At 68.3% G+C, this 26626-nt stretch carries 21 protein-coding genes and 1 pseudogene; 9 read left to right on the top strand and 13 right to left on the bottom strand.

All coding sequences use genetic code 11. The annotated features are described in order from the left end of the window. Positions 1-32 precede the first annotated feature (32 nt). The 4 genes from AC1DDO_RS21180 to AC1DDO_RS21165 are packed head-to-tail and all read left to right on the top strand — an operon-like array spanning position 33 to position 4024. Complete coding sequence (locus tag AC1DDO_RS21180; RefSeq protein ID WP_476867485.1) at positions 33-806, top strand: SDR family NAD(P)-dependent oxidoreductase; 774 nt, start codon at positions 33-35, stop codon at positions 804-806. Between the two features lie 42 nt (positions 807-848). After that, positions 849-2621, top strand: a complete 1773-nt coding sequence (locus AC1DDO_RS21175) for a dihydroxyacetone kinase family protein (protein WP_476867486.1) — start codon at positions 849-851, stop codon at positions 2619-2621. Beyond that, entirely contained in the window at positions 2618-3097 is a 480-nt protein-coding gene (locus AC1DDO_RS21170) for an RpiB/LacA/LacB family sugar-phosphate isomerase (protein ID WP_476972712.1), read from the top strand. Before AC1DDO_RS21175 ends, AC1DDO_RS21170 begins: the two co-directional genes overlap by 4 nt. A 45-nt stretch (positions 3098-3142) precedes the next feature. Further along, positions 3143-4024 (top strand): cytochrome c oxidase assembly protein, encoded by an 882-nt coding sequence (locus AC1DDO_RS21165; protein WP_476867487.1) that lies wholly within the window; start codon positions 3143-3145, stop codon positions 4022-4024. 36 nt (positions 4025-4060) lie between these two features. On the opposite strand, the gene AC1DDO_RS21160 is transcribed toward AC1DDO_RS21165, so the two are convergent. The 4 genes from AC1DDO_RS21160 to AC1DDO_RS21145 form a co-directional block, all read right to left on the bottom strand. Beyond that, on the bottom strand, positions 4061-5182 hold the full coding sequence (locus AC1DDO_RS21160; protein ID WP_476867512.1) for a sulfite oxidase: 1122 nt from the start codon (positions 5180-5182) through the stop codon (positions 4061-4063). Between the two features lie 155 nt (positions 5183-5337). After that, a complete protein-coding gene (locus tag AC1DDO_RS21155) occupies positions 5338-6192 on the bottom strand; it encodes an SDR family oxidoreductase (RefSeq protein ID WP_476867488.1) in 855 nt (284 codons plus the stop codon). A gap of 4 nt (positions 6193-6196) precedes the next feature. Then, the gene (locus AC1DDO_RS21150) at positions 6197-7201 is read right to left on the bottom strand and encodes an aldo/keto reductase family protein (protein WP_476867489.1); all 1005 of its coding nucleotides are present in this window, start codon (positions 7199-7201) and stop codon (positions 6197-6199) included. A gap of 40 nt (positions 7202-7241) precedes the next feature. Next, positions 7242-7874, bottom strand: coding sequence for a hypothetical protein (locus AC1DDO_RS21145; protein ID WP_476867490.1), 633 nt, complete (start codon positions 7872-7874; stop codon positions 7242-7244). Between the two features lie 231 nt (positions 7875-8105). Here AC1DDO_RS21145 and AC1DDO_RS21140 point away from each other — a divergent pair, with 231 nt between their 5' ends. Then, positions 8106-8570, top strand: coding sequence for a YchJ family protein (locus AC1DDO_RS21140; RefSeq protein WP_476867491.1), 465 nt, complete (start codon positions 8106-8108; stop codon positions 8568-8570). Here the strand turns inward: AC1DDO_RS21140 and AC1DDO_RS21135 are convergent. From AC1DDO_RS21135 to AC1DDO_RS21120, 4 genes are all read right to left on the bottom strand, one after another. Continuing rightward, complete coding sequence (locus AC1DDO_RS21135) at positions 8543-9301, bottom strand: hypothetical protein (RefSeq protein ID WP_476972711.1); 759 nt, start codon at positions 9299-9301, stop codon at positions 8543-8545. The genes AC1DDO_RS21140 and AC1DDO_RS21135 overlap by 28 nt on opposite strands. Before the next feature lie 126 nt (positions 9302-9427). Continuing rightward, positions 9428-11461 carry an acyl-CoA dehydrogenase family protein gene (locus AC1DDO_RS21130; RefSeq protein ID WP_476867493.1) on the bottom strand — a complete coding sequence of 678 codons (2034 nt, stop codon included), beginning with the start codon at positions 11459-11461 and terminating at the stop codon, positions 9428-9430. A gap of 63 nt (positions 11462-11524) precedes the next feature. After that, positions 11525-11863, bottom strand: a complete 339-nt coding sequence (locus AC1DDO_RS21125) for a hypothetical protein (protein ID WP_476867494.1) — start codon at positions 11861-11863, stop codon at positions 11525-11527. 223 nt (positions 11864-12086) lie between these two features. Continuing rightward, complete coding sequence (locus AC1DDO_RS21120) at positions 12087-12461, bottom strand: PepSY domain-containing protein (protein WP_441411103.1); 375 nt, start codon at positions 12459-12461, stop codon at positions 12087-12089. 164 nt (positions 12462-12625) lie between these two features. Between AC1DDO_RS21120 and AC1DDO_RS21115 the strand changes: the two genes are divergently transcribed. The 3 genes and pseudogenes from AC1DDO_RS21115 (at position 12626) to AC1DDO_RS21105 (ending at position 18710) form a co-directional block, all read left to right on the top strand. Beyond that, the gene (locus tag AC1DDO_RS21115; RefSeq protein WP_476867495.1) at positions 12626-14098 is read left to right on the top strand and encodes a DUF3375 family protein; all 1473 of its coding nucleotides are present in this window, start codon (positions 12626-12628) and stop codon (positions 14096-14098) included. A 2-nt stretch (positions 14099-14100) separates the two neighbouring features. Then, positions 14101-14943, top strand: a pseudogene (locus AC1DDO_RS21110) (DUF4194 domain-containing protein); the annotation flags it as partial. 236 nt (positions 14944-15179) lie between these two features. Beyond that, positions 15180-18710, top strand: a complete 3531-nt coding sequence (locus tag AC1DDO_RS21105) for an ATP-binding protein (protein WP_476972710.1) — start codon at positions 15180-15182, stop codon at positions 18708-18710. Positions 18711-18752: 42 nt separating this feature from the next. On the opposite strand, the gene AC1DDO_RS21100 is transcribed toward AC1DDO_RS21105, so the two are convergent. From AC1DDO_RS21100 to AC1DDO_RS21085, 4 genes are read right to left on the bottom strand one after another with little or no spacing between them, the layout of a single operon-like run. Beyond that, positions 18753-19625 (bottom strand): 3-hydroxyacyl-CoA dehydrogenase family protein, encoded by an 873-nt coding sequence (locus AC1DDO_RS21100; RefSeq protein WP_476867497.1) that lies wholly within the window; start codon positions 19623-19625, stop codon positions 18753-18755. 14 nt (positions 19626-19639) lie between these two features. Then, on the bottom strand, positions 19640-21127 hold the full coding sequence (locus AC1DDO_RS21095) for an aldehyde dehydrogenase family protein (RefSeq protein WP_476867498.1): 1488 nt from the start codon (positions 21125-21127) through the stop codon (positions 19640-19642). A gap of 26 nt (positions 21128-21153) precedes the next feature. Then, on the bottom strand, positions 21154-22332 hold the full coding sequence (locus AC1DDO_RS21090) for an acyl-CoA dehydrogenase family protein (protein ID WP_476867499.1): 1179 nt from the start codon (positions 22330-22332) through the stop codon (positions 21154-21156). 30 nt (positions 22333-22362) lie between these two features. After that, on the bottom strand, positions 22363-23751 hold the full coding sequence (locus tag AC1DDO_RS21085; RefSeq protein WP_476867500.1) for an aminotransferase class III-fold pyridoxal phosphate-dependent enzyme: 1389 nt from the start codon (positions 23749-23751) through the stop codon (positions 22363-22365). A 113-nt stretch (positions 23752-23864) separates the two neighbouring features. On the opposite strand from AC1DDO_RS21085, the gene AC1DDO_RS21080 reads away from it, so the two are divergent. Next, positions 23865-25397, top strand: coding sequence for a PucR family transcriptional regulator (locus tag AC1DDO_RS21080; RefSeq protein WP_476867501.1), 1533 nt, complete (start codon positions 23865-23867; stop codon positions 25395-25397). On the opposite strand, the gene AC1DDO_RS21075 is transcribed toward AC1DDO_RS21080, so the two are convergent. Beyond that, entirely contained in the window at positions 25371-26609 is a 1239-nt protein-coding gene (locus AC1DDO_RS21075; protein ID WP_476867513.1) for a CaiB/BaiF CoA transferase family protein, read from the bottom strand. The two genes, AC1DDO_RS21080 and AC1DDO_RS21075, sit on opposite strands and share 27 nt — an antisense overlap. Positions 26610-26626 lie beyond the last annotated feature (17 nt).

Genomic DNA, 26626 nt, shown 5'->3' with positions numbered 1-26626 from the left:
AATCAACACACCATGCATATTCAAGGAGCATCATGACCACCATCCAGCGCACCGCCGTCCTCACCGGGGCAACCTCGGACCGGGGCATCGGCATCACCACCGCCCGCCGCTACGCCAGCCAGGGCTGGGCCGTGGTGATCCTGGATCTCGACGGCGAGAAGTCCGCCAAGGTCGCTGCGGAGATCGGCAACGAATTCAACGTTCCCGCGTTTGGCCACGAGGTTGACGTCGCCAACGAGGACTCCGTGACAGCCGCGTACAACGCCGTGGCCGCCGAGGTCCGCTCCGGCAGCCTCCCCGCCGTCGGCGCCCTGGCCAACATCGCCGGCATCACCTCCCCGGTGCCGTTCCTTGAGACCACGCTGGACCTCTGGAACAAGGTCATGGCCGTCAACGCCACGGGAACCTACCTTGTCACCCGCGCCTTCCTGCCGGACATGATCGCCAGCGGCTGGGGCCGGATCGTGAACATGTCCTCCGTCTCCGCCCAGCGCGGCGGCGGCGTCTTCGGCAAGGTCCCCTACTCCGCAGCTAAGGCCGCCATCCTGGGCTTCACCAAGGCCCTGGCGCGCGAAATCGGCAGCACCGGCGTGACCGTCAATGCCATCACCCCCGGCGCGGTGGACACCAACATCCGCGTCGGCAGCACCGAAGAACAGGAAGCCGCCATCAACGCCGGCATTCCCCTGGGCCGCAACGCCAGCACCGAGGAAATCGCCGCCGTCATCACGTTCCTGTCCTCCGAGGAATCCGCCTACCTCACGGGAACCACCATCGACATCAACGGCGGAAGCCACATCCACTAGCAGCCACGCCGACCAGACCGAGCGCAGCCGAGAGAGCCCACGATGACCAGAATATTTAACGACCCGTCAGATTTCGCCGAGGAAGCCCTCGCCGGCTTCTGCGACGTCCACGCGAACCTGGTGCGCCAGGTCCCCGGCGGCGCTGTCCGCCGGCACCGGCCCCGCGAGCCGAAGGTGGCCGTGCTGGCCGGCGGCGGCTCGGGGCACTACCCGGCCTTCGCAGGGCTGATCGGCACCGGGCTGGCCGACGGCGCCGTCGTCGGGAACATCTTCACCTCGCCATCTGCCCAGCAGGCGTACTCCGTGGCCAAGGCCGCGGATTCCGGCGCCGGCGTTGTCTTCACCTACGGCAACTACGCCGGCGACGTCATGAACTTCGGTATGGCCAGCGAACGGCTCGCCGCCGAGGGGATCGCAGTGGAGAACGTCCTGGTGACCGACGACGTCGCCAGCGCGCCGCCGTCGGAAGTGGAAAAACGCCGCGGCATCGCCGGTGACTTCACGGTCTTCAAAATCATGGGCGCGGCCGCCGAAGCGGGCGCTGACCTTGCCGGGGTGGTGCGCCTGGGCCGGAAGGCCAACGACCTGACCCGCACCATCGGCAGCGCCTTCCACGGCTGCACCTTCCCCGGCGCCGAGGCTCCGCTGTTCACGCTCAAGGACCGGCAGATGGGACTGGGCCTGGGCATTCACGGCGAACCAGGCCTGTTCGACACGGACCTGCCGCCCGCGAAGGAACTGGGCCAGGAATTCGTGTCCCGGCTGCTGGCCGAGACGCCGCAGGGTGCGGGGGACCGCCTCGCCGTCATTCTCAACGGGCTCGGCTCCACCAAGCACGAGGAACTCTTCGTCCTCTGGCTCAGCGTGGCACCGCTGCTTCGCGCCGCCGGCTACACCCTGGTGATGCCGGAAGTCGGCGAACTCGTCACAAGCCTGGACATGGCCGGTGTGTCACTGACCGTGACGTGGCTCGATGACGAACTCGAGCCGCTCTGGACCGCTCCCGCCGAAACCCCCGCCTACCGGCGCGGGAACGCAGCCCTCCCCGGCGTCGAGACGGACGAATCGGAGCATGGGGAGGACGCGGCCGCACCGGAGGCTTTCGCCGCGGCAGAGGCTTCCCGCGACTACGCAGGGCACTGCGTCGCCGCTTTGGCGGCGGCCCGCGAGGCACTCCACGACGCCGAGAAGTTCCTTGGCGACCTCGACGCCATCGCCGGCGACGGGGACCACGGGCGCGGCATGGTCCGCGGCATCGATGCGGCCTCTGACGCCGCCGCAGGGGCTGCGTCCCGCGGTGCCGGCGCGGGATCCGTGCTGACCACCGCCGGGGATGCCTGGGCAGATAACGCCGGCGGCACCTCCGGCGTCTTGTGGGGCGCCGGCCTGCGGGCCTTCGGCGAGTCCCTCGGCAACCACCACGCGCCCAGTGCTGCCGAACTCGCGGCGGCGGTGGCAGCCTTTGCCGCCCGGATCGCCGAACTCGGCAAGGCCGACGTCGGGGACAAGACCATGGTGGACGCGCTTGTCCCGTTTACCGGGACTCTCAGCCGGCTGGCCGGCGAAGGGGCCGGCGCGGATGCTGGCTGGACGGAAGCGGCACGGGAGGCCACCGCTGCGGCGCAGGCCACCGCGGCCCTGCGCCCGCTGAAGGGCCGGGCCCGACCCCTGGCGGAGAAGAGCGTCGGCACACCCGACCCGGGGGCGACGTCCCTGGCGATGGTCTTCACCGTGTTCGGCCCACACCTTGCCGGTGTGAATACTGCCGATGTGAAAATTGCAGGTGCGCAGCAGGCTGCCGGGGCACGCTCATGAGCCCGGCGGCCGGGATCCGGCTCATTGTTGGCGCGGACGAGGCCGGGGTGGACTACAAGGACCAGATCCTCGCTGACCTCCGGACGGACCCGCGGGTGGCAGAAGTCATCGACATCGGCGTCAACCGCGGCGACGCCCCCGAGCAGTTCGCCAAGCCCTACCCGTACGTGGGCATCGCGGCGGAGCTCATCCGGGACGGGCAGGCGGACCGCGCCATCCTGTTCTGCGGCACGGGAATCGGCGTCGCCATTGCCGCCAACAAGGTCGACGGCATCCGGGCCGCCACAGCCCATGACTCCTTCAGTGTGGAGCGTTCGGTGCTGTCCAACGACTGCCAGGTCCTCACCATGGGCCAGCGCGTGGTGGGGCTGGAACTGGCACGGCGGCTCGCCCGGGAATGGATCGGCTACACCTTTGATCCGTCCTCCGCCTCGGCGGACAAGGTGAAGGTGCTCACCGACTTCGAGGGCTGCTGAGGCGGTGTCCGGGGTCCTCCAAGGAAAGGCGCCTAACATAGGCCCGTGCCGCCCCTTGAAGCAATCCTCACCGCCTGGCAGATCGACTGGGCCGCCGCCGCCCTGATCGGCGGTTCGGCGCTGCTGTATGCCCTTGGCCTCAAATCCGCGGCGGCGCGCGGCCACCGCCATCCCCTGTGGCGGACGCTGGCGTTCTATTTCCTGGGCCTGGGGTTCCTGACAGTGCTGACGTGCGGCTTTCCGGGCGTCTACAGCGCGCAGCTCCGGTGGGCTTTCACGCTCAAGATTTCCCTGTTGCTGTTCGTGGTGCCGCTGCTGATCGGCCTGGGAAAACCCATTTCGCTGGCCCGCGCGGCCCTCCCACCGCGGGGCGTCGACCGGCTGAACAAAGGGCTCTCACACCGTATGGTGCGGCTGGCCGGCAACTCGATGGCCGCCCCGCTGCTGGGCCTCGCGCTCTTCTCGACCTTCCTCACGCCCGCCTTTTACACCCTCCGCACTGACCCGCTGGCCGGGGCGCTGCTGACCGTCGGGGTTCCGCTGCTGGGCATGATGATGGCCCTGCCGATCATCGAGGAGGCAGACTTCCGCCGGTCCAGCGCGTTCTTCGTCGTGGAGTTCGTATTCGTTTTCATTGAGTTGCTGGTCGACGCCGTGCCCGGGATCCTCCTGCGCCTCAACGGCCAGGTCCTCGATCACGTCACCACGACGCCCTCCCCGCTGGGCTGGTTTCCTAACGCCCTGCGGGACCAGCAACTGGCCGGAGATGTCTTGTGGTTCATCTGCGAAATTGTGGATTTGCCCCTGATCATCCTGATGTTCATCCGCTTCTCGCGCAGCGACAAGCGCGAGGCCCGCGGCTTCGATGACCTCACGGATGAGGAACTCGACGAACTGAACGCTGAGCACCTGCGGCGCAGCCGCTGAGCCCCGAATTTCGGGCACTACTCCAGGTTTCGGGAGCTACTCCACGCTGACCTTGATCCGCTGCACCACATTGTTCCCCATGCCCTGGTAGTTCCACGCCGGTTCCAGCGGCTGCACGGCGCCGCTGGCATCCGTGGCACGGCAACTGAGCTCGTGCTCGCCGGGATCGGCCACCCACGGCATCGACCACGCGCACCACGCGAACGGCGCGGCCGGGTGCTCCAGATGGGCCGGGGCCCATTTTCCGTCAATCCCGACGTCGACGCGCTCCACGCTGCCCTGCCCGGACCACGCCCGGCCGGTCAGCATCACCGGTCCGCGGGGCAGGATCCTGTTCCGGGTGAAGAAATCCGGGACGCCCGGAGGAACCATGAGTGAGCGGACCTTGATCCAGGAGACCGGGGTGCCGGGGTCCTCGGCATCCTGCTGGTAGCGGTACGCCACGGACTGCTGGAAGCCGCCGAAGGGCTTGGTCAGGACCTTAATCGAGGACAGCCACTTTACGCTCGCCATGCCGTACCAGCCGGGCACCACCAGCCGGAGCGGATAGCCGTGCTGCGGCGGCAGGTCCGCGCCGTTCATCTGGTAGGCGAGCAGCACGTCGGGCCGCAGGGCCTCGCTGATCGGCAGGCTCCGGGCGAAGTGCTGGGCGACGCCGCCCTGGACGCCGCTGTCCGCCCCGGTGAAGAGCACCTCCACGGCGTCCTCGTCCACGCCGGCCTGGGTCAGCAGGTAGGCGAGCGGGACGCCGGTCCACACCGCGGTGCCGACTCCCTCCAGGATCCAGGGCTGGCTCAACGGGCGGGGCCGCAGCAGGGACCGGCCGTTGCCGGCGCATTCCAGCGTGACCGGGAGGCTGATGCTCGGTGCCCGGCGCAGGGCCCGCAGGCTCAGCTCCACAGCCCGCTGCACCGCCCCGCCGAGCTGCAGATGCCAGTGCTCGACGTCGATGAACGGGATGTCGAAGTGGGTGAGCACATAGTGCAGCCCGGGTGGGGTGGTATCGCTCCGCAGGGCCTCCAGCGGCATGGAATGATTCCGCACGGCAAGCTGGAGCTCGTCGGTGGTCAACGGGCCATAGCTCGGCTCGCCGGAATGTGGGGCGAGTTTCCGGCCCTGCCGGCGCGGGCTCTTCAGGACGGCGGAGTGGCGGGACATTTGCTTTGGCATGGCCTTGCGATTCTTCTCCGCACCGGCCCGGTGCTGGCCGGTGTCACCTGGAATCAGGTCTACGCCGCGGCCCGGAAACCGTCAACACCGGGACAGGCCGGCCTGTCCCGGGCTGGCCCGCCCTGTCGTGTCCGCCGCGCGGGCTACAGGGTGTGCGCCTCCGCGAGGAACTGCTCCAGGCCCAGCGGTTCGCGGCCGGTCAGCTCGTGCACGGCCGAGGTGGGGCCGGCCAGTTCGCCGGCCGCGATGGCCGTATAGGTGCTCACCCAGGCGTCCACCTGCCACGGCGGCGCCCCGTAGGAGGCGCGGGACGCGTAGGCCTCCTCCAGGGTCTCGTTGTGGAAGGTGATGGCCCGGCCGGTTCCGGCGGTCAGGAGTTCCGCGCCGCGGGCCAGCGAGATGTTCTCCGGGCCGGTCAGGTTGTAGGTCCGTCCCACGTGCAGGGCAGGGTCCCGCAGCACGGTGAGGGCCGAACGGGCTATGTCCGCCCGCGCCACGGCCGCCATGACGCCGGTCCCGGCGGGGCCGCGGATGACGCCGTCGTCACCGGCCAGCAGCGGCAGGAAGTCCAGGTAGAAGTTGTCCCGCAGGAACGTGTAGTCCATGCCGGAGGCCTTGATGCGCTCCTCGGTCGCGAAGTGGTCCCGGCCCAGGGTGAACGTGCAGTCCGGCCCCGCGCCGAAGAACGAGGTGTACACGATGTGCTGGATGCCGGCCGCTGCCGCCGCATCGATAAAAGCGTAGTGCTGCTGCAGCCGGTCCTCGGCCTCGGCCGCGGAGACCATGAACAGGGTCTTCGCCCCCGTCAGCGCCTCCTTGGCCCGCTCCTGGTCCGCGTAGGTGGTCACGAACGGGACGGCGCCTTCGAGCTCGGGCGCCCGGGCGGCGTCCCGGACCAGGAGCCGTTGTGGGCTTCCGGCCGCGGCCAGCAGCCTGGCCACCACACCGCCCAGGTTGCCGGTGGATCCGGTGACGGCGAGCTCGGGCACGTTGGGCATGGGATTAGGCCTCGCGGGAGGCGGGTGATTTGGTCTGCGCGGGGTCGCGTTCGGCCAGCGAGCCGATGACGGAATCGATCTTGTCCATGATCACGGAATCCAGCTTCAGGCCCGCGGCTGCGACGTTCTTCTCGATCTGTTCCGGCCGGGACGCGCCCATGATGGCCGAGGCCACGTTCTTGTTCTGCAGCACCCAGGCGATGCTGAGCTGGGCCATGGTCAGCCCGGCCTCCTCCGCAATCGGCTTGAGTTGCTGCACGCCGGTGAGGACCTCGTTGGACATCCAGCGCTCGATCATTCGCGAGCCGCCCTTGGAATCCGTGGCGCGGCTGCCTTCGGGAGCAGGCTTGCCCGGGTGGTACTTGCCGCTCAGCACGCCCTGCGCCATCGGGGACCAGACGATCTGGGACAGGCCCAACTCTTCCGACGCCGGAATCACCTCGGCCTCGATCACCCTCCACAGCATGGAGTACTGCGGCTGGTTGGAGATCAGCTGGAATCCCAGGTCCTTGGCGAGGGCATGGCCGTCGCGGATCTGGTTGGCCGTCCACTCGCTGACCCCGATGTACAGGGCCTTGCCCTGCCGGACGATGTCCGCGAAGGCCTGCATGGTCTCTTCCAGCGGCGTCTCGTAGTCATAGCGGTGCGCCTGGTAGAGGTCCACGTAGTCGGTCTGCAACCGCCTCAGGGAGCCGTTGATGGATTCCATGATGTGTTTGCGGGACAGGCCCAGATCATTGTGGCCTTTGGGTCCGGTGGGGCCGAACACCTTGGTGAAGACTTCCAGGGATTCCCGGCGCTCGTCCTTCAAGGCTGCGCCCAGGACCGTTTCCGCGGCCGTGTTGGCGTAGACGTCCGCCGTATCGAAGGTGCTGATGCCGGCGTCGAGCGCGGCACGGACGCACTGGGTGGCGACGTCGTTCTCCACCTGGGAGCCATGGGTCAGCCAGTTGCCAAAGGTGATTTCTGAAATCTTGAAGCCGCTGTTCCCGAGGTATCTGAATTCCATGGGTTCCAACGTAGCGGACTTGCCTGCCCGGGGTAAGGGCTCAGCCGGCTTTGCGCTCCTGGGCCGGCTGCTTGGCCTTCGCGGTCGGCAGACCCCGCAAGGACACGAGTGAGCCGGTGTCCAGCAGGGACTTCGCGGCGGGCATGGCGGGCTTCTTGAAGGCCAGCGGGATCGCGCCGAGGGTTCCATTGGTGTCCGTGGCCGACTCCACCAGGGCCGAGACTTCCGTGATGTCCCGGGCCGATGCGGAAGGGTTGGGCAGGTCCCGGACCTTGACCCGGACGGCCGGTCCGGCTTCGGCCTTGGCCCTCGCGGCGGCGCGGGCATCTGCCCGGGCCACGGCGGCTGCCCATTCGGGCGACAGCGCCGGTTCCTTCTTGCTTGCGTTCCGGGCGGGGCGGCGCGGTGTGGTCATCCGGGCCGGGACTGCGGGCTTCGGTGCCTTGGCCGGTTCGTCCCGCGTCGGCAGTTCCCGCGGCCGCTCGTCCCGCACCCCGGGACCACCGCTGAGGAGCCCGGTGACGGCCAGGACAACGAATGCCGCGAGCCGGCCGATCCCCGCGAGCACGAGGGTGGCGGCGAAAACCATGAAGAGGCCAAGGAACATCACGAACGCCACGCCGAGGGTCCCGAAAAAGGTCAAGTTCAGCGCAATGGTTGTTGGATCTTCCATGTCACCTCTCCTTGCCGGCCTGCTGCAGCGGGTTCCCGGCCGCAAGCATGTGGCGGGGCAGGAGCCGCTCTTAACAATACGTACTTTTCGGCCGCCCCGCGCCGACCCGCGCGGTCCTGGCGAAGATGTGTCAAAGCCGTTATCCGCCGGCGGGGCGCGCCGCCGCTGGCCGGGCGTCTATAGTCAAAGACAGCCCCGCCGGCGTTGTCCGGCCCGCCGGAAGGACATCTTGTGACGCACGCCGCAGCCGCCGATTCTGAACCCGCGGGCACGTCTGCCGCTGGCAGTTCCGGGAGTGGTTCTGCCGCCGCGTACCAGGGGAACTGTCCGTGCCTGTCCGGCGAGCAGTATGCCCAGTGCTGCGGCCGTTTCCATCGCGGGGATGCCGACGCGCCGACGGCGGAGCAGCTCATGCGGTCCCGGTACAGTGCCTTCGTGGTGCTGGACGCCGAATACCTGCTGCGGACGTGGCATCCGGACACGAGACCCGCTGAACTGGAGTTGGATTCGGGCATGCAGTGGCGCCGCCTGGACATCCTGTCCACCGGCCGCGGCGGCCCGCTGGACGCTGAAGGCACAGTGGAATTCGCGGCGCACTTCCGGCACGACGGCGAACGCGGCGTGCAGCGCGAAACCAGCCGCTTTGCGCGGGTGGACCGGCGCTGGTACTACGTCGACGGCGTCGTGTCTGCCTGATCCTCCACCGGTGCCGGGCTGAAACCCGCCTTGTCCACCCTGCGGTGGAAGCGCATGCCCGCGAGGCCGCCCAGTACGGCACCAACCAGGGCAACGGCGGCCACGACCACCGCCGCGATGATGCTCATGGTGTTCAGTTGGCCCTCGTTGACCGGGATGCGCGGGAAGCTGTTCAGATTGGCCAGGATATTGAAGCGCTGCCCGGCGACCAGGCCCAGCACCGCGACCACGATCGCTGCGATCAGGGCCCAGATCCAGACCATGAAGCCCTGCCTGGCGCCGTTGAAGCGGGCCATCCGGCCGGCCACATACCCGCCGCAGTAGTAGGCGACCAGGAGGATCACCAGCAGCACGATGATGCCGGCAAGCCCGATCGTCTGGTTGTTGGAGGCCTGGTTGACGGCGTCGTTCACGTCGGTGTTGGTGGCGAGCCCGACGGCGGTGCCGCCGGCCGCGACCAGCGCGGTGAGCAAGACGGCCGTGCCGGTGGCGGCCAGCCAGCCGAAGAACGCCGAGCCGACCTGGATGCCGCCGAACTGTTCCTTCTCACGGGCCACGACGGTTTGGCGGGTCGGGATCTCGTCGACAACCGTGTCGCCGGCACGCGTGTCACGGACAGGCGCGTCGCGGACGGGATCATCGTGGCGGACTGCCGTCACCGGCGCGGTTGCGCCGTCCGCCTGCGTGGTGTGGCGCGTCGTTTTGTCGTCGGGGCCTGCGGTGCTGCTCATGCGGACTGCTCACTTTCGCCGGATGTCCGGCACCGTAGGGGTGACGGTCTCCCGTAAACCTAACCATGGCGGATTCCGGTTAGCAAGGGTGCTTATTATCGGCTGTGGCGGTCTCGCGGGGTCCGTTCAGCGGTATTTGCGGTGCAGGTCCTCCCGGACGGAGGGGCGCCGGCTGGCGTCCGCGATCCACGGGCCGGTCCCTTCTGACTGGTCAAGGACTCCGGCCTCAAGCCAGGCATAGTCGCCGGCGAGGGTCTGGCGGGCCAGGACGTGGTCGGCGTCGTCGGTGTTCCGCCACAGCCGGTCGAAATATTCGTCCACGCGAACGCGGGCCTGTTCGCAGTAGGCCTCGGCGAGTTCGTATGCGGAGGCCCCGCGTTCGGGATGAGTCCGCAGCAGCATCTCGGCTCGGGAGCAGCACGCGGCCATGGCAAACAGCTCGGCGCCGATGTCCACAATCCGTCCCAGGAACGCCTGCTTGTGCTCCAGCTTCGCCTGCCAGCGGCCCATGCCGTAGAACGTCTGCCGCGCCAGGCGCCGGGAGGAGCGCTCCACGTAGCGCAGCTGTTTGGCGAGCCGGCCGAAGTCGCTGTAGGACCGCGGGTCCATGCCGGCGCCGGCCACGAGTTTGGGCAGCCACTTGGCGTAGAAGCCGGAGGCGCCGACGGCGGCCTTCGCCTTGTCCGAGAGGCGGGCGTCCTCCGAGGCGAGGTCTCCTGCGGCCGCCAGGTGCGCGTCCACGGCTTCGCGGGCGATCAGCAACTTCATGATTTCCGAGGAACCCTCGAAGATCCGGTTGATCCTCATGTCGCGGAGCTGCTGTTCCGCGGCGACGGCGCGCTCGCCGCGGGCTTCGAGCGAGTCTGCCGTTTCAAAGCCCCGGCCGCCGCGGATTTGCACGAGTTCGTCGGCGATGAGGCAGCTGATCTCCGTGGACCACAGCTTGGCCAGGGCCGCCTCGATCCGGATGTCCTTCTGCCCGGCGTCGGCCATTTCCGCGGAGAGTTCAAACACGGCGTCCAGGGCGAAGGCGCTGGCCGCGATGAAGGCGATTTTCTTGCTGACGGCCTCATGCTGGCCAATCGGCCGACCCCACTGCGTGCGGGCGTTGGACCATTCGCGGGCGATCTTCAGGCTCCACCGACCCGTGGCGACGCACAGCGCGGGGATCGAGAGCCGGCCCGTGTTGAGGGTGGTGAGGGCGATCTTCAGGCCCTGTCCTTCCCGGCCCAGCCGGTTGGCGGCCGGGACCCGGACCTGATGGAAGCGGGTGACGCCGTTTTCGATCCCGCGGAGCCCCATGAAGGTGTTGCGGTTTTCCACGGTGATGCCCGGGGAGTCCATTTCCACCACGAACGCGCTGATGCCGCCTTTGTGGGCGGTGCCGTCCGCGTCGGTGTGCGGCGGCACGAGCGCCATGACGACGACGAGTTCGGCGATGACGCCGTTCGTGGTCCATAGCTTGACGCCGTCCAGGACGTACGACTCGCCGTCGTCGGAGAGGACGGCGGTGCTGCCCATCCGGGCGGGGTCGCTGCCGACGTCGGGCTCGGTCAGCAGGAAAGCGGTGATGGCTCCGGCGGCGCAGCGGGGCAGGTATTCCTGTTTTTGGGCCGGCGTGCCGAAGACTTTGACCGGCTCCGGAACGCCGATGGACTGGTGCGCGGACAGCAGGGCGCCGAGGCTTGGGTGCACCGAGCCAAGCAGGGCCAGTGCGCGGCCGTAGTAGACGAGTGTCAGGCCCAGTCCGCCGTATTCGCGGGGAATCTTCATGCCGAACGCGCCGAGCTCGGCGAGCCCCTTGAGATAGTCGTCCGGGATCCGGTCGTCGCGCTCGATGGTGCGCCCTGACATCGTGCGGCAGTAGTCGGTCAGCCGGGCGATGAACGCCTCGCCGCGTTCGACGTCGTCGGCCGGGGCCTCGGGCCATGGGTGGATCAGGCCCAGATCGAAGTTGCCCAGGTAGAGGCCCTTCGCGAAACTGGGCTGCTTCCAACTGGTCTCGCGGGCGGCTTCGGCAATGGCGCGGGCGTCGGCGGCCGTGGCATCGGAGCCGATGTGGCCCGGAGCCCCCGCGGCCTCTGGCGCATCGGTCGCTGGCGTTGGGGTGCCGGGTGTTGGGGTGGTGGGTGCGGCGGGGTCTTCAATGGCGGAGCTCACTGGGCATCTCCTCTAACCGGGTGGCCGGCTTGAGCCCTGGATCCGCCGCGGGTGGAGGACCCTTCAGCTGTCCCGCAATACTACTCGCGGGTAAGTGCCTGTGCTAGGGGCAGCCTGCCCTTGATACTCGGCCCGAATGTCCGTGCCAAAGTCGACCTGGAAGTCGCCGGGAAGCTCCACTGTTGAGGCGTGGTGCACCAGCCGGTCCCATGCGTGGTTGATGCCGTGGACCAGGCCAACCAGGGCGCCGGCCACGAGGTACCAGGCGAGCCGTCCCACCCCAACCAGAACCATGGCGGCGAAGGCGGACACCATCATGAAGGCACCGATCATCAGGGCAAACACGAGGGTTCCCATGACCACCATCGTGCCCGTTTCCACTGCGCTTAGGTCGAACTGCATTCTTCCCCCTGCACCATTGCTTCGGTTGAACCAGTAGCCCGAGCGTAGGGTGCCGGAGAGGTGCTCAACTAGGGGCCTTTGAGCGTTCGTGGCCTCTTGATATGGGATCGAAATGCTACCGGGGCGTAGGTCACGGCGCGGTTGCGGCACCCTCACCAATCCCGGGTGTCGCACCGCTTATGTGTGCCGCTTATGTGCCTTGAAGTTAGTGCCGCAAAACCCGTCAGTCGTCGTCGTGTTCGGGGGCGCTCTGGCTCATGACCTGGAAGTCCGCTCCGAGGGCGACGTCAACGTGCGTGCCGTCGCTGAGCCGCACTTCAACCTCGTAGGCTGCGCCGGAGCCGTCGCGCTCCACTTCGGTGACGGTGCCCTGGCCTACTTTCGCCAGCGCGGCGCTTGATGCCATGGCGCGGTCGGCGTCGGTGAGCGCCGGTCCGTCGGAATCGTCATCGAGGCTCCCGATGCTGGCTGCCAGGCCGCCCAGGGTTCCGAGCCGAAAATCCCGGGCCTGCTGGGTGGCCCCGACCGCAATCGACGCCCCGCCCAGGATCACCGCTGCAGAGGCCGCCCCCGCGATCCACATCGTTCTCTTCCGCATGATCGTCTCCTTTCAGCTGGTCATTCCAGTGTGCTCCCACGGAAGGAAGCAGACAACGATGAATGCGGCGTGAGCCCTGCGTTAACCTTGTAGCTGGCAGTTTTGCGAATCCGCTGCCCCGCAACACCATCCCAACCCATCCGCTGGCAGCCGAAGGAGAGTGCGTGTCCCGCTCCGCCGTGTCATCAGCCGACGCCATCAGCGCCCGGCTCCGGGACCTCGAACTCCTCACCAAAGGTCCGGCCTGGGCGCTGACGCGCTCGGCGCCCTGGGTGATCGCCGTGCTCCAGGCCTCCTTCACCCGAACCCGTGCCCAGCTTCCGCTGGAAGAGTTCCACGCCGACGTCGACGCCTTCCTCGAACAGCTCCGCCGGCAGGACCCCGGCGCGGGGGAGCAGCAGAGCGGCTCGGCTAGCGGCGCGCTATCAGGAAAAAAATATGCGGACGAATGGACCCGCAAGAACTTCCTGACCCGCCGGAACCAGTCCGGCCAGATCGTCTACGAAGTCACCGAACCCGCTGCCCGTGTCCTGGCTTTCCTGGACAGCCTCTCGAGCGAACGCTCCACGCTGAACGGCTCCCGGCTTGGCACACTGCTCGGCGATGTGGAGAAACTCGCCAACGAGACCAACCCGGACCAGAGCGCCCGGATTGAATCCCTCGAGGAGGAGATCGACGAGCGCCGCCAACTGATGGAGGACATCAGCTCCGGGGACTTCGACGGACTGCTCGACGACGACGAGGCCGTGGAGGCCGCCGGCAACATCCTCGACCTCGCCGCGAGTCTGCCCGCGGACTACAAGAAAATGCGTGACCGGATCGAAGAGCTCGTGGGGGAGCTGCGCAACCAGATCATCGAGGAATCCCTCAGCAAGGGCGCCACCATGGCCCAGGTGCTGGAGGCCGACAAGCGGCTCCGGCAGAGCCCCGAAGGCCGCACGTTCCGGTCGTTCACCGCGTTCCTGGAGGATCCGCAGCAGCAGCTGAGGTTCCGCTCGGCGATCGGCGAGGTGCTGAGCCGGCAGTTCGCGGACGAGCTCAGCCATGACGAGCGCGAGACTCTCAAGAACCTGGTGGCCGAACTCCGCAGCCAGCACAGCCAGATCCAGAGGATCTACGGCAAGCTCAGCGAAAGCCTCAACACGTACGTCCAAAGCGATGACTTCCGTCAGTCGGTCCGGCTCCGGAAGGTTTTGCGGGAGGCCGAGCAGGCGATCCGCTCCCTGCCCTACGAGCGCGAACGGCCCGGACTGGTCCGCGGCCCGGTGCTGTTCAGCGCCGGCTTCGAATCCCTTGCCATGGTCAAGCTCTTCGACCCCGACGAGTTCGCGGCGCCGCCCAAGCTCGCGGACCCCATCGCGTTCTCCGACTCGGACCGCGCGCGTTCACCCCGGACCGCCAAGGCCAAGCCGGAAGCCATCCGCGCTGCGCTGGCCGGGGCCTCCACCCTCACCGAGGCGTGGGAGCAGCTTCCCGCCGGGGAACGCCACATCAACTCCATCCGGGCCCTGCTTTCGCAGACCCTCCACGAGGGCGCCGGCTTCGACCGCGGAACCTGGGGCCCCATCGAATTCGAACAAATCGACGGCACCACCCGCACCGCTTACCTGCCCGTCGTCACGCTCGCGAAGGATTGACCATGACTGAAGAGACCGCGACAGAGACCGAGACCGAGACCGTGACCGAGACTGCCGCCGAGAATGCTGCGCCGGCCGAGAACGAGGGCGACCACGTCCGGAGCGACCCCTTCACCGTCACTCCCCGGGACACGTTCGTCGACGGCGCCGCCCTCTTCCCGGGCGATACCGGCGTGCTTCCGATGAAGGTCCGGCAGGCGCTCGTGAAGCTTCTTAAAGGCCCGTACATCGACGGCGGCCGCGACGAAAAACTGTGGACCACGCTCCTGGACAACCAGCTGATCCTGCGCAGCCGCCTCTCCGAACTGTTCCTCACCCTGCAGCTGGACCACGAACGCAAGGTGGCAGTCCTGCGCCCCGTGGACCCCGAGGCGATCGGCGGCAGCACCCGGTCCAGCATCCTGCGGCAGCAGCGAGCCCTGAGCAGGGTCGAGACCATTGTCCTGCTCCGACTGCGCCTCCTCCTGGACCGCCACGTCACCGCCCAGACCGACCCCACCATCACGCGCGAGGAAATCGCCGAACTCGTCGCCCACTACCAGCCCACCGGCCAGCAGGACGCCCTGCGCGACGCCGACGTCGTCAATCGCGCCATTACCAAGCTCCTGGCCCGCCAGCTCCTCCTCACCACAGGCCTGGACGAGGTCTACACGATCTCCAACGCCCTCCCGCTGGCGCTCCCGTTCGAAAATATCGGCGACATCCCGGCCCAAATCGAAGCCCTCGTCGCAGCCAGCACAGACCAGTCAGGAACAGAACCGCTGCTGGAGCTCGACGCCGACACCGTAGCCACTGGCGAAGCCGAAGACGACGCAGACAGTGAGCCGACCAGCGACGACGACGCCGATGTCGCCACCGGTGACGATGACGACCAAGACGACGACGGCGATGCCGCCCCGGGAGTGGCATCGGGCCTGTCGGAGCCGGCAGCATCGTCCGCAGGACGATTGCTGTCCGGCGAAGGGGCGGGGGCGGCATCGCCGTCGGCGTCACCCGACCACACCAGGGCGGGGGCGGCATCGCCGTCGGCGTCCCCCGCAACCACAACTGACGCAACCACGGACACGAACGGAGAAGCCAAGTGAGCATCGCAACCATGCTGCCGATGGGCGAGCTCACCAACCCGGGCCAGATGCGCCTCGCCCTCGTCCAGGTGGTCAACTGGGGCACGTTCCATGGCGCCCACTCGATGCACGTGGACCGCAACGGCACACTGCTGACCGGCAATTCGGGCGTCGGCAAGTCCACGCTGTTCGATGCCATGCTTCGGGTCTTCGACGCCCGCCCGCGCTCCAACGAAGCGGCTGCCCAGCGGGCCGGAGGCGCTGTCGAGGACAAGCGCACCACGTTCACGTACATGCGCGGCAAAGTGGGCGACAAGGCAGTTGGCGAGGGCTCGGCGAGTGCGTTCCAGCGGCCCGGAGCCACCTGGTCCGCTGTCGCCCTGACGTTCGATAACGCCGCCGGTACTAAGGTCACGGTCTCGGCGCTGTTCGATCTGCCCAAGAACGGCACGGAATCCAGCGTCGGCCGGTACTACGTGATCGACAACAAGCCGCTGGATCTCGCGGCGATCGAGGGCATCGCGGACAAGCGGTTCACCAAGTCCGCGCTCGACGCGGTCTTCCCGGACGCCCAGATCTTCGACGTCCACAAGGCGTTCGCCGAACGCTTCCGCCGCCTCCTGGGGATCAACTCGGACCAGGCCCTGCCGCTGCTGCGCGTCATCCAGGCCGGCAAGGGACTCGGCGGCAGCGTCAACACGTTCTTCCGCGACCAGGTCCTTGACGCCCCGGCCACGCTGGCCGCAGCGGACGACGTCGTCGAGGAATTCAGCAACCTCATGTCCATCCGGCAGCGCCTCGAGGACGTCCGGCAGCAGCGCGACCAGCTGGCTCCCGTTCCCGGGCTGAACAAGGAGTACGCGCAGGCGCTGCTGGACGCGAACCGGCTGCGGGACCTTTCGGGAGAGGAATTCGAGGCCTACAAGCAGCAGCTTGCCGTTTCTGTCCATGAGAAGACCCTGGCCCGGCTCAAGGAGCTCGCCCAGGCGAAGGCCAGCGACCTCGCCGCCGAACGCGCTGTCCGCGACGGCTTCGCCAAGGAGCTCCGTCAGCTTGAGGGGGAGTACAACAACCAGGGCGGCAACGCGATTTCCGCGATCGAGCAGTCCCTGGAGAACGCCCGGGTGGGCCTCAAGCTCCGGCAGGACGTGGAGGAATCGACCCGCAAGGCCCTGACCGACGCAGGGCTGGACCTGCAGTGGTCGGCCGCAGGCTGGGAACAGGCGCACGCCCACGCCGCGGCCCGCTCTGCCGAGCTCCAGAACGACTCCGAGGCGCTCAAGGAACTGCGGTTCGAGGCCTTCGACGGCCACGCGACCAGGAAGCGCGAGCTCGCCGCAGCCCAGCAGGAGCTCGTCTCGCTGAATACGCGCAAGTCGCTGCTGCCGCCGTCGAGCATTGAAAACCGCGGAGCCATCGCGGCGGCCACCGGGGTGCCGGAAGAACACATGCCCTTCGGCGGCGAACTGATCGACCTCGCCGAGGGCCAGGAGCAGTGGCGGCCGGCCGCCGAGCGCGCGCTGCGGAGCCTGGCCACCACGCTGCTGGTGCCTGGCGAGCACTTCGCCGCGGTCACCCGGTACCTCAATGACCACTCCGTGCGCGGGGCCCTGCGCGCAGTAGACGTCTCACGCCCCCTGCCCGGCGGCGCGCTGGCAGTCGAGGACGTGGCCGACGGCGACCTGCTGACCAAGCTCAGTTTCCTCACCGACGCCGGCCTGGCCGACGGCGCTCACGCCCGGGCGGTGGCGGAGGCCAGCGCCTGGCTCCGCGAACGCATTGCCGTCGACTTCGCCTATCCCTGCGTGGAGGACGCGGACGAGCTCGCCGGCCTGGATAAGGGCCTGAGCCTGGGCGGCGTGGTCAAGCGAAACCCCCACACGGTGGAAAAGGACGACCGTTTCACCTCCCGGCAGGACTACGTCCTCGGCTTCGACAACGCCGCCAAGCTGGAGCTCGTGGCGGCCCAGGTCGAGGACCTGCAACAGGAACTGGCCAAAGCCGCCGAACTGGCGCGAAGCCGCGAAGAGTCGCACCAGGGCATGACCCGGCAGCTCGAGGCCCTGCGCCGTGTGGCCGACGACCACCGGCCCTGGGAGCAGGTCTCGGCCGCCGTGGCCGCAGAGGAACTCGCCAGGATCGAGCAGCGGCTCAAGGACGCCCTCGCCGCGCAGGCCGACCTCGAACCGCTGCGCGCCAGCATCGAGGGCGCGCGGCATAAGCACCAGTCCAGCACCGAAACGGCGGCCGTGCTGCAGAGCGAGTACAAGGCCCTCGACGCGCGCATGACCGCCGCCGATCAGCTGCTCGATGCCGCCCGCAACAGGTTCGCGCAGGCGCCGCCGTCGGACGCCAGCATCGCCGCGCTGGAACCGTACTTCACCGGCTTCGGCGACATCCTGGAGATGCACGAGCTCGACAACCTCGCCAACCAGGTCCGCACCCGGCTCCTCGCCGAACTGCACGGTGCCGAGTCCCGCGGGCAGGCCACTTCGGAGCGCCTCACCCGTATTTTCGAGGGCTTCGTCCGCGAGTGGGGCACGGCGATTTCCGCGGACCACGGCACCTCGATCGGCGCCGCAGGGGAGTTCGAATCCCGCTACCACGCGATTGTCAGCGATGGGCTGCCGGCGCAGGAGGCCGAGTTCCGGCAGTTCTTCAACCAGCGGACCCACGAGTCCTTTTCCACCCTGCTGCACCTGCTGGACGAGGAACGCCGCGCCATCACGAGCCGCATCCTGCCGCTGAACGGCATCCTGTCCGAGGTCAATTTCCACGAGGGCAGCTTCCTGGAACTGGACATCAAACAGACGCTGCCCGCGACGGCCAAGCAGTTCAAGGACGCCATCCAGAACGCGCTCAAGGTCCGGCACACCCGGCCCGGGAAGACGGTCACAGCAGCGTCCGCCGCGGCGGCGCCGGGTGCCCAGTCGGACGACGACGCCGAGCTCACCACCCGCTACAAGTCGCTCGAAACGCTCGTGAAGCGGCTCGGCTCACAGACCCCCGAGGACCGGCGCTGGCGTGCCGAGGTGCTGGATGTCCGCGGCCACCTGTTCATCCAGTGCAAGGAGCACCGCGAAGTGCAGGGTATTGGCGCCAAGGGTACCGGCGCCAAAGGGGCCGCGAAGGGCGCCAGGAAGACCGAGGTCTTCATGCACGCGGACACCGGCTCCATGTCCGGCGGTGAGCGGCAGCGTTTCACCGCGTTCATCATGGCGGCGGCGCTGAGCTACCAGCTGGGCATCGCCGAACAGGGCTTCACCACCTACGGCACCGTCATGATGGACGAGGCCTTCGTGCTCGCCTCGGAGGAATTCGCCGGCGCCGGCATCAAGGCGCTGCACGAGTTCGGCTTCCAGCTCCTGCTGGCCGCGCCGGAGAACGTGATCGACCTTTCCCGGCACCTGGGGTCCGTGACCGAGATCCTCCGGGACAAGCGGACCAACCGCTCCGGCGTCCTGACCGCACCGGTGATTGCCCCGCGTGCGGGGACCGAGGGCACCTGGCGGTCCGAGGCGAACCCCGTGGACATCGTCCTGCGCTGACCCCGCGTTGCTTGGGTCGGCGCTGAGGACGGCGGAGCCGGTTCAACAGGAGTAGTTGTACCACCCGGCGCCCGACTTGCGGCCCAGCTTTCCGGCCCTGACGAGGGTTGCAACGGACTCGTCCGGGGCGTCGGCCGGATCGCCAGTCGCCGCATAGGTGGCCTGGGCGATGTAGTCCACAACATCCAGTCCCACCAGGTCCATCAGCTCGAATGGTCCCATCGGGTGCCGCAGTGCGGTCTTTGCCGTGGCGTCGATGTCTTCCATGCTGGCCACGCCGCCGGCCAGCAGCGCGAGTGCCTCCTTTTGCACGGCGCCCATCAGCCGGTTGGCAACGAAGCCCGGAACCTCCCGGTTGATCAGCACCGGTGTCTTGCCAAGGCGCCGGGCCAGTTCCACGGTAGTGTCCACGGTTTGCTGGGACGTTCCGGCGTGCCTGACCACTTCCACGCATTCCATGACCAGCACGGGGTTGAAGAAGTGCATGTTGCACACCTGCCCGGGCCGGCCGCTGGCCCCGGCCACGGCGGAGGAGCCGATCGTGGAGGAATTGGTGGCCAGGATGGCATGCGGCGGGGCGAGCTGGCCCAGCCGGGCAAAGATGGCCTTCTTGGTTTCCAGCCGTTCGGTAGCGGCCTCAATGACAAAGTCTGCAGAGGGCGCCACCGCGTCCAGGTCAGTGCTGAATTCCAGCCGGTCATGGGCGCGCTCGGCCCGTTCCGCGGCCAGTTTTCCGGATTTCACCATTTTGTGGGTGCGTTCGCGCAGTTGGGCCGCGGCGGCGTCCAGTTGGCCCGGTGACACGTCCTGCACGGTGGTGGTGTATCCGGCCAGGGCGGCTGTCAGGGCAATCTGGGACCCCATGGCGCCGGCGCCGACAACGAGGACACGCGTGATGGAGGTAGTGGGTTGCACGGTTTCTCCGGGTCCTAGGCGCTGGCTCCGCGGTGGCTGGCGACCTGGCCGCCGCGGAGGTAGACGGTGGTGGTGTGCGTGTAGAACTCCTTGGCGCTCTGGCCCTGTTCCTTGGGTCCGTAGCCGCTCTTCTTGGCCCCGCCGAAGGGCACATGCGGGTCGGCGCCGGCGGATTCGGAGTTCACGTGCAGGATGCCAACGTCCAGCTCTTCCATTCCCTCCAGTGCCAGGGTGACGTCCTGCGTGAACAGTGCTGCGGAGAGCCCGAAGTCGCTGTCATTCGCCAGGTCAAAGGCTTCCTGGGTTGAGGCTGCCCGGCGGACGCTGAGCACGGGGCCAAAGAGCTCATCGCGCCAGACATCAGCGTGGCTTGCCCCCGTGAGCTCCAGGATCGTGGGGGCAATGAAGTGGCCGTCGGCCCGCGCCGCGTCCTCATAGGGGAGGCCTCCCGTCAGCAGCCCGGCGCCCTGGTCCAACGCGGTGGCGATGCCGCGCTGGATGGACGTGCGGGCGTCGGCGCTGACGACGGGTCCCATCTGGGTGGACGGATCTGCGGGGTCGCCCACCAGCAGGGCCCGGGCCCTGGCGGCCAGCCCGGCGAGGAATTCATCGGCGACGGCGTCCGCTACGATCAGCCGCGACGTCGCCGTGCACTTCTGCCCTGCGGAGCGGAATGCGCCCAGCATGACCTGTTCGGCGGCTAGTTCAAGGTCGGCGTCGGCCAGGACGATGGCGGCGTTCTTTCCACCCATCTCCGCCTGGATCGGAACACCCCGGGCTGCCGCCGCGGCGGCCAGGGTGCGGCCCACGCCGGTGGAGCCGGTGAAGGACAGCCCGTCCAGCGCGGGATGCTCCACCAACGCGGTCCCGATGGCGCCGGGGCCAATGACCAGGTTCAGGACGCCGGCGGGCAGCCCTGCCTGTTCCAGCGCCTGGGTCAGCCGCATGGCCAGCAGGGGTACCGTGCTGGCCGGCTTCCAGACCACCGTGTTGCCGTACGTCAGTGCGGGGGCGATCTTCCAGGCCGGGATGGCGATGGGGAAGTTGAAGGGCGTCACGACGCCCACTACTCCCAGGGGCTTGCGCGTGACGAATATCTTTTCGCCCCGCCGCGGGGAGGAGTAGACCGCGCCGGCCTCGCGGTCGCCGTCGTTGCCGTAGTAGCGGAAGATCTGCGCGGCGCGCAGGACCTCGCCCTGGCCCTCGGCCAGGGTCTTTCCCTCCTCGCGGGCCAGTTCCAGGCCCCAGGCCTGCGAGTTAGCTTCGAGGATCGCCGCCGTGCGCAGCAGCACCGCGCCGCGTTCGTGGGCAGGGGTGCGGGCCCAGCCATGCTTCGCCGCTACGGCGCTTGCCATGGCGCGGTCGACGTCGGCCGGTCCGGCCTGCAGGCCCTGCGCCACCGTTTCGGCCGGGCGGGCGGGGTTGACGGAGGTGATGATGCCGCCGTCGCCCTGAAACCAGGTGCCCGAGATGTAATGCTGCAGTTCGACTGCTGTGGTCATTGCTGTATTCCTTTGCTCGCCGCGCCTCAGCGGAAGGCCGGGATGCCCGTGATGTGGTTGCCGAGGATCAGTGTGTGGACCTCGTCGGTGCCCTCATAGGTGCGCACCGATTCCAGGTTGTTCGCGTGCCGCAGCGGCGAGTAGTCGAGGGTGATGCCGTTGCCGCCCAGCATGGCGCGGGCGTCGCGGCAGATCTGGATGGCCTCGCGGCAGTTGTTGAGCTTCCCCACGGAAATGTGGTGTGGCTTGAGCTGGCCCGCTTCCTTGAGCCGGCCGATCTGCAGAGCCAGGAGCATGCCCTTGTTGATCTCCAGGGCCATGTTGACCAGCTTCTCCTGGGTCAGCTGGTATCCCGCCAGCGGCTTGTCGAACTGCAGGCGCTCCTGCGAGTAGCTGACCGCCGTCTCGTAGCTGTCACGCGCGGCCCCCATGGCCCCCCAGATAATGCCGTACCGGGCTTCATTGAGGCACTCGAACGGGCCGCGGAGTCCCTTGGCATTGGGCAGCAGCGCGGTGGATGGAAGGCGGACCTCGCTCAGTTCAATGTCGCACTGGATGGAGGCCCGCATGGAGAGTTTGGGCTCAATCGGGGTGGCTTTGAACCCGGCGGTGTCGGTGGGCACGATGAAGCCCCGTACGCCGTCGTCGGTCATGGCCCAGATAATCGCGATCTGGGCGATCGAGGCCAGACCGATCCAGCGCTTGGAGCCGTTGATGACCCAGCCGTCTCCGTCGCGGCGGGCGAAGGTTTTCATGCTGCCCGGGTCGGAGCCGGCGGTGGGCTCGGTCAGGCCGAAGCAGCCAACGACGTCGCCGGCGGCCATCTGCGGCAGCCACTGGTTCTTTTGCTCTTCGGAGCCGTGCTTGTAGATGGCGCTCATCGCGAGCGAGCCCTGCACGCTGACGAAGGTGCGCAGGCCCGAGTCGCCTGCCTCCAGTTCCATGGCGGCGATGCCGTATTCGACGGCGGAACGGCCGGGACAGCCGTAACCCTTCAAGTGCATGCCAAGCAGGCCCAGCCCGGCCATCTCCTTGATGATTTTCACCGGGAAGATGGCCTGCTCGTACCAGGCGGCGATATTGGGCCGGATGGTGCTGTCCACGAAGGACCGCACCTTGTCCCGCATGGCCAGTTCTTCGGGGCTGAAGAGGGAATCGATGTTCAGCAGGTCAGACGGGTTCAGCAGGTCAGAGGATTCGTTCATGGTGGTCTCCAAGAGTTATCAGGGTGGGACTTAGGCGGCGGACAGTGCCGCGGCGCTGGCGGTGTTTGTCTGGGCGTCATTTGCAGTCAGGATGGCACTGCGCAGCACGTCCAGGCCGTCGCGGATCAGCTCCGGGCCAATGACCAGGGGCGGCAGCAGCCGGATCACGTTGCCGTATGTGCCGCAGACAAGGACCAGGACTCCCTGCCGGTGGCAGGCGGCCGCCACCTGGGCGGCAAGATCGGCGCGCGGCTCCAGGGTGTCCTTGTCCGCGAATTCGACGGCCAGCATGGCGCCGCGGCCGCGGAATTCAGCAATGATGGCCGTGCTGTCCACGAGGGGCTGCAGCACCTCGCGGGCGGTTGCCTCGATGGCCCGGGCGTTGGCCAGGAGCGTGCCGTCCTCGAAGGCCTCGAAGACTCCCAGCGCAGCGGCGCAGGCCACCGGGTTTCCGGCGTAGGTCCCGCCCAGGCCTCCGGCGTGCGGAGCGTTCATGAGCTCGGTCCGCCCGGTGACGGCGCTCAGGGGCAGGCCGCCAGCCAGGGCCTTGGCGGTCAGGGTGAGGTCGCCGGCGACGCCGTCGTGCTCGCTCGCAAACAGCTTGCCGGTGCGGCCCATGCCGGTCTGGATCTCGTCCATCACCAGCACAATGCCGTATTTGGTGGCCAGCTCCCGCAGCCCGGCCAGGAAGCCGGGCGCTGGAACCAGGAACCCGCCCTCACCCTGGATGGGCTCAATGACCATGGCCGCGAACGTCCGGGGATCGTTCTCGAGCAGCAGCGACTCAACGCCAGCCAGCGCGGTGGCGGCCGCACCGTCCCCGCCGGTTTGGGCCCACAGCCGGGTGGCCGTGGGAGCACGGAAGACCTCGCCCGGGAACGGGCCGAAATTCTTCTTGTACGGATTCACCTTGGCGGTCATGGCCATCGTGAGGAGCGAGCGGCCGTGGTAGGCGTCGTCGAAGACCAAAACCCGCTCCCGGCCTGTGGCGGCGCGGGCAATCTTGACGGCGTTTTCCACGGCCTCGGCACCGGTGGAGAAGAGCGCCGTGCGCTTCAGGAAGTCTCCCGGGACGTGGGCGTTCAGCCATGCGGCCACCTGCGTGAAGGAATCGTATTCGGTCACCATGAAGCAGGTGTGGGTGAACCTGGCCATCTGAGCGGCCACCTGCGCCTGGACGTGGGCGTTCACGGCGCCCACGCTGGTCACGGCGATGCCGGACGCGAAGTCGATGATGCGGTTGCCGTCCACGTCTTCCAGGATTCCGCCGGAGGCCCGGTTGATGAAGACGGGCAGGGTCACGCCGAAGCCTGAGCTGACATGCGCTTCGCGCTCTCGCTGCAGCGCTATGGAAGCGGGGCCGGGAATGGCAGTGGCAACGTGGCGGGACTGGGGGAGGCTGTCTGTGGATCGCGTCATGTAGATAAGGTAATGGGCCAGCTCCCGGCTGACATTGGATGGTTTGTCCTCGTTCGAGCCTTATTTGGTTAGAATATCCAAAGGATTCATGTCTACCCGGAAAGGGCGGCCGCGTGATCAGTCTGGCCCAGCTGCACAGCCAACTCGGCAGCGATCTCAGCACGGTGGCCGGGGGTCCCGTGGCCCGCCGGCAGATCTCGGGCGTGCACATCTCCGAGCTCGACGATCCCACTCCCTATTTGGAGGGCGGTGAGCTCCTTCTCACCACGGGCATCCCCGTTTCGCGCGGAGACGCCAAGGTGGCGGCCTATGTCCGGCGTCTGGTGGAGCGCAACATCGCAGCCTTGGGACTTGGCCTGGGCGCCGGTGTGGATGAGGTGCCGCCCGCGCTGATTGCCGCCTGTGCCTCGGAGGGGCTGGAGCTGCTGGTGGTGCCCGACGGCACGCCGTTCATGAACGTGTCCCGCGCCTACTGGGACCTCGTGGGCAGGGAGGGCCAGGCTGACCTGAGCGCCAGTCTCGGCACGCAGACAGCGCTGGCCCGTGCGGCGACGCAGCCGGATGCGCTCCCATCCGTGGTCAAGGCGCTGGCCCAGGCACTGGGCGGCTGGGTCGCCTACCTCCCGGCAGACAACGGGGCGGAAACGCTCTGGCCGGAGGACAACCACACGATTGTGGGGCAGCTGCGCCTTGAGGCGTCGCGGCTGGACATGGCGGTGACGCATTCGGCCTCCACCTTCCAGATTCACGGCACCGACGTCGTGGAGTATCCGGTCCTGGTGGGGCGGCGGACGGCCGGCTTCCTGGCCATCGGTGCCGGGCGAAAACTGACTCGGGCCGACCGGCAGATCATCATGACCGTGTGCGTCCTGCTCTCGCTCAAGGCCGCCCAGCAGCAGGAGAGCGCCGCCACCGCCGCCGCGCTAGGCTCGGCCGTGACCAAGCTCTTCCTGACCGGACATGTTGACGCCGGCCGGGCCCTGGCCCCGGACCTGGGCATCATCGCGCCCACCGGGCCGGTGCGGGTCCTTGTGGTGCGCGGCGAAACAGATGCCGGGGCAGATTCGGCGGCGGCCTTCGGGGAGCTGGAGTCTCGGCTGCGCGCCGGAACGGGCTGGGCCGGTTGGCCGCAGGCCGCCGGTGCCCTGCGATCCTGCCGCCTGCGCCATGAGGCTGGCGGCCTGAGCTATTACCTGCTGGACGCGGAGCACGACGCCCGCACTTCCGGCACCGCCGCAGGCGCCGCCCCGGCGCACCCGAACGACGTCGCCGCCGGCACCAGCACGGTCACTGCGGCGCTGAGCCGGCCGATGCCGCTGGAACGTGTCCACGATGAGGCGGGTCAACTGGCTGCCATGGTGCGTGCACTGGAGACCGGGCAGGTTCTCGAGGTCCCCGCCGGGGCACTGGACCCGCGTGCCCAAGGTTGGGTGGCGGCACTGCGCAGCTACCAGCGCGCGGACCTGATCGGCACCGTGCGCGCCTACTTGAGGCACCGAGGCCAGTGGGAGGGCGCTGCCCGTGAATTGGGGATCCACCGAAACTCGCTGCGCCACCGGATGGGAATCGCCGCCGAACTGCTGCAGGCGGATCCGGATGATCCCGATGTGGCCGCTAACCTATGGCTGGCCCTGCGCTGGGTGTAGCGCCGCACCGGTCAACGCCGGCACTCCCGCCGCCGCCCAGCCACGCGCGGAGTCCGCACTCCCGGCGGCGGCCAGCCACGCGCGGATGCCGTCGCCATGTTCGCCCAGCGACGGCGGGGCCGCCACGGGTGCCGGGAACGCCGGTGTCCAGGTAATTGGATGGCGGATCTGCCGCCCGACGGGCTGGCCCGCGGCGTTGCGGACCTCGATGGTCGGTTCAAGTCCCAGCGACTCGGCATAGTCAAGACCCTCATCGATGCCGGCCACATGGCCGGCCGGGACGCCGGCGTCGATGAGCTTGTCCTGCCAGATGAGGGCAGAGGACGTGGACAGCGCATCCTCCAGCAGCGGCACCAACTCCGTGCGGTGTTCCACTCGCGCGTTGTTGGTGGCAAAGCGCGGGTCACGGGCCAGCCCGGCAATGCCCAGAACCTGGGTCAGCTTGGCGAACTGTCCGTCGTTGCCGCAGGCCACTGCCAGCGGCGCATCCGCACACTCGAGCAACTGGTACGGCACGATCGAGGGATGGGCACTGCCCATGCGGTGCGGCACCTTACCCGCGCCCAGGAAGGCCTGGCCCTGGTTGGCCAGCGCACCCTGCAGGCTGGAGAGCAAGTTGAGCTCCAGATGGGCCCCGCGGCCCGAGACGTTCCGGGCCGCCAGGGCGGCAAGGACGCCAATGGCGGTGTCCTTGGCTGTCAGGACGTCGACCAGGGCGACGCCTGCCTTGGTGGGACTGCCGTCTTCCTCGCCAGTAATGCTCATCAGCCCGCCCAGGGCCTGGACGATGAAGTCATAACCCATCAGGTTGGCTCCGCCGGCACTGCCAAACCCGGTGATCGAGGCATAGATCAGGCCGGGGTTGGCGGCGGAGAGTTCCGCGTAGCCCAGGCCCAGTTTCGCCATGCCGCCGGGCTTGAAGTTTTCCACCAGGACATCGGCACGCAGGGCCAGCTCCCTGGCCAGCTGCAAATCGCCGGGGTCGGTGAGGTCCAGGCAGACCGATTCCTTGTTCCGGTTCGCGCTCTCAAAGTAGGTGGCCCCGGTAGCCGAGAACGGCGGTCCCCAGGTGCGGGTGTCATCGCCGGTGCCGGGGCGTTCCACCTTGACCACGCGGGCGCCCAGATCGGCCAGGGTCATGGTGGCCAGCGGGCCGGCCAGGACGCGGGAGAAATCGGCCACGAACAGTCCGGACAACGGTCCGGCGGGCATGTCCCGGGGTTCTTGGG

This window comes from Arthrobacter sp. 10N43, assembly GCF_056394525.1.
The sequence above is the reverse complement of the archived record's forward strand: the minus strand, read 5'-3'. Positions and strand labels throughout refer to the sequence as shown.